This window comes from Noviherbaspirillum denitrificans (genome assembly GCF_002211445.1).
GTDB classification, from domain to species: domain Bacteria; phylum Pseudomonadota; class Gammaproteobacteria; order Burkholderiales; family Burkholderiaceae_D; genus Noviherbaspirillum; species Noviherbaspirillum denitrificans.
Genome location: NZ_LSTO01000001.1, coordinates 2,325,388 through 2,328,960 on the forward strand (window position 1 = coordinate 2,325,388; position 3,573 = coordinate 2,328,960).

Consider the following 3,573-nt stretch of genomic DNA (forward strand, 5'->3'; position numbering starts at 1 on the left):
CTGGCCTACCGAGCCGGGCAGCACCAGCCAGCGGCGCTGGGTGCCGAGCGGAATGCTGCTGTCACCGGTCGGCACGAAGGAGGAAACCTTGCCCGTCGGCGACAGGTTGTACAGCGCCGGTTCATGCACATGGCCGACGAAGGTGATGCGCGCGCGGGTCGCATGCATGCTCTTGACCGCTTCCAGGGTGCCGGTGATGTACTCCCAGCTCTTCGGCTCGGCCGCGGTGGCGTGCACGAAGAGCAGGTTGTTGTGCTCCTGCGTCAGCGGCAACTTGTCGAGGAACTGGATCTGGCTTTCGTTGAGTTGCGCGCGCGTCCATTCGACGACCGCGCGCGCTGCCGGGTTCATGTGCTTGGACGGCGCCTGCGTGACGGCGACGTCGTGGTTGCCCTGCACCGCAAAGGCGCCGCGCGCGACATGCTCCATGACCGTGTCGACCACCCAGGCCGGATCGGCACCGTAGCCGACCAGGTCGCCGAGGAAAGCGTAACGCTGTGCATTGCGTTCCCTGGCATGGGCAAGGCAGGCGGTCATGGCCTCGCGGTTGGCATGGATGTCGGTGAGGATGGCGATCAGCATGGGCGCTTTCGGTGTGATGTATTTTTATCAAGCAGGATGTCTCAATCTCCCATCCTACTCCGCCTTCCTTTAGCTTTGCTTACATTGGTGCTATCCGAGCGTCAGCAGGTCGTTGGCGTAGCGAAGACGTTGCGACAGCAGCCGTGCGATGTTGCGAAACAGCTTGCTGGAGAGGTCGGGGAATTTGATGATGTGGTCGCCGTCAAGCCGCAGCAGGCGGCAATGGCCGGCCGCTTTGACCGAAGCGGAGCGGCTGCGGCATTCGATCAGCGACATTTCGCCGAAGCATTCGCCGGGGCCGAGTTCCTTGATCAGCTTTTGCACCCCGGCCGAGCGCTTGTAGATCGCCATCTTGCCCGCCAGGATGACGAACAGGTGGTTGTCCTGCTCGCCTTCCCGGATCGCATAGTCGCCGCTGCGGCATTCCAGCAGTTCCGCCTCGGCCAGCATACGCTCCAGTTCAGGCTGTTCGAGCCCGTGGAACAGGTCGAGCCGGAGCAGGAGCTGGTAGGTCTCGGGCTCGCAGTGGACGGACATGGCTTCCTTTCGAGGGTGGGCCGGGGGAAAAGGGAAATCTACACCGCGCCCGCTGCGAATTGCCGGTAGCCACGCGCCCGCAGCTCGCAGGCAGGGCACTTGCCGCAGCCGTAGCCCCAGTCGTGCAGTTCGCCGCGTTCGCCGAGGTAGCAGGTGTGGGTGTCCGCGCGGATCAGGTCCACCAGCGCGGTGCCGCCGAGTTCCTGTGCAAGGCGCCAGGTGGCGGCCTTGTCGATCCACATCAACGGCGTCTCTACCTTCAGGCGTGTCGCCATGCCGAGGTTGAGCGCCACCTGCAGCGCTTTCATCGTGTCGTCGCGGCAGTCCGGATAGCCGGAAAAATCGGTTTCACACATGCCGCCCACCAGCACATCCAGCCCGCGACGGTAGGCAACAGTTGCGGCGACGGTCATGAACAGCAGGTTGCGGCCGGGGACGAAGGTGTTGGGCAGGCCGTTCGACTGCATCGCGATCTCGACGTCGGCGGTGAGCGCGGTATCGGAAATCTTGCCCAGCAGGGACAGGTCGATCATGTGGTCTTCGCCGAGGCGCGCATCCCATTCGGGCGACAGCGCGCGCGTCTTTTGCAGCAGGGCGGGGCGTACGCTGAGTTCGATCGCGTGCCGCTGGCCGTAGTCGAAGCCGATGGTTTCGACGCGGGCATAGCGGGCGAGCGCCCAGGCAAGGCAGGTGGCCGAATCCTGGCCGCCGCTGAAGAGGACCAGTGCGCCGTTGTTGAGTGTCATGCTTTTTCCGTGCGGTGAAATGCGATGCCGGCCATTGTAGCGCCGCCGGGGCGGGCTACGGTGTCTTCCGGCTGATGGCGCGCAGCGTCTGCTCGATATAGTCGCCGTCGTCCTCGCTGTAGCGCACCCGCACCGGGTACCACTCCATCGAGGGCGCCAGCCAGATTTCGATGTGATGGTCGTTCGAATCGGCCATCGGTGCGCGCGTAACATGCAGCGAGTTCACTTCGCCGAGCGGCGTGCGCAGTTTTTCCTGCGCAACCACCTTGAAGGTCCACGGTTCGGCGTCGCGCACGCCGGCGACGACGAATTCCCAGCTCGTGCCCGGCTTGAATTTCGCCTGCGCGCCGCGGGCGACGGAGACGAGTTCCCAGATCACGCTGTTGCGGTCCTGTTCACCGCCCCGGATCGGCGTGGTCTGTTCGGCATTGGCGAAACGGATCGTGCCCGCCGCGCGGTCGAAGGTGGTGGTCGCGGCCTCCTTGCGGAAACGCTTTTCGGTGAAGCTGGACGGTGCCAGCCCGTATGCATCCACTTCGCCTTCGCTGCGCGTATCGAGGATCTTGCCGAACAAGGGCGCGCGCGCTTCGTTGGTGGCGGAGAACTTGCCGCCTTCGATGGACCAGCGCATGAGGGACTCGCCCTCCAGCGGAATGCCTTTCTGCTTTGCCTTGATTGCATAGGAGAGTTCCACCGGGGGCGGCAGGCTGGTCTTGTATTTCGCCGCCGGCGCGGCAATGGCGGCGCTGCTTGCCAGCAGGCCGCAGAACAGGGCGGCGAGCGGCAATCTTTTCAAGTCATTCATTCGTGTCCCGAAGAAGCATGGATGCTGCCGCGCGGTGTCAGGTCCGCCAGCAGCATGTCGAGGTAATCCCCGCCGGGATAGGTAAAGCGCACCCTGGCTGGATACCACTCGTACCGCGGCGCCAGCCAGATGTCGATCTTCTGGTCGTATGAGCCAGGCTTGGGCGCACGCATCACGTGCCACGCAGTGAGCTTTCCATGCGGCGTATCGATTTCTTCCTGGCCGACCACATCGATGCGCCAGGTTTCCGCATTGCGGGCGCCGGCAACCATGATGTCGAAGGCAGTGCCAGGGACGAATTGCGCCGGATCGCCACGGCCGATACCCGCCAACTGCCACATGATGCTCGCCCGGTCCTGTTCGCCGCCGTTGTACGGATACTCGTTCTGCGAGGCGGAGAAGCTGATCTTCCGGTCTGCATGGCGGAAATGGGTGTTCGTCATCGCCTTGCGCCACGGCTTTTCACTGTAAAGAACGGGAGCGATGCCAGAAGCGTTGACCGCGCCTTCGCTGCGGAAATTGAGCACCGTGATCTTGAACAGGACCGTGATGCTCGCTTCTCCGGTAATGACGTAACCGCCATCGCCGGCGTTCCACTGGAACACGCCGGAGCCATGCCACTGCTGTCCTTCACGCAAGGCCTGGACGTCGTACTTCAGCTCCACCGAGGGCGGCAGCGAAAACTTGTAGGTACCGGCAGGTTCGGCGGCTGGCGGTGCCGCTTCCGCTGCTGTGGGAGGCAAGGGCTCGGCGGCCACCGGTTCGGGCGGCGGCGCGGGCGCTACCGGAGCGGGTGCGGCAGCGACGACTGCGGGCGCGGCGGCTGGCGGCGCGGACGGCCTGGGCCGTGGCGCGCGTTTCGGCTTCGCGGCGGCAGGCCGTGCAGGTTCTGCCGCTGCAATC

Annotated in this window: 5 protein-coding genes; all 5 read right to left on the reverse strand. The window is 64.6% G+C overall.

The window, feature by feature from the left end:
• Positions 1-582: metallophosphoesterase family protein (locus AYR66_RS28325; protein ID WP_141104220.1), on the reverse strand; the 582-nt coding region annotated here is incomplete at its 3' end.
• Positions 583-672: 90 nt separating this feature from the next.
• On the reverse strand, positions 673-1,119 hold the full coding sequence (locus tag AYR66_RS11375; RefSeq protein ID WP_088707583.1) for a cyclic nucleotide-binding domain-containing protein: 447 nt from the start codon (positions 1,117-1,119) through the stop codon (positions 673-675).
• A 38-nt stretch (positions 1,120-1,157) separates the two neighbouring features.
• Positions 1,158-1,865, reverse strand: a complete 708-nt coding sequence (gene queC, locus AYR66_RS11380) for a 7-cyano-7-deazaguanine synthase QueC (protein WP_088707584.1) — start codon at positions 1,863-1,865, stop codon at positions 1,158-1,160.
• 55 nt (positions 1,866-1,920) lie between these two features.
• The gene (locus AYR66_RS11385) at positions 1,921-2,670 is read right to left on the reverse strand and encodes a DUF3108 domain-containing protein (protein WP_088707585.1); all 750 of its coding nucleotides are present in this window, start codon (positions 2,668-2,670) and stop codon (positions 1,921-1,923) included.
• Positions 2,667-3,573 (reverse strand): DUF3108 domain-containing protein (locus AYR66_RS11390; RefSeq protein ID WP_206047143.1); only part of this gene is annotated, 907 nt, incomplete at its 5' end. The genes AYR66_RS11390 and AYR66_RS11385, both read right to left, overlap by 4 nt.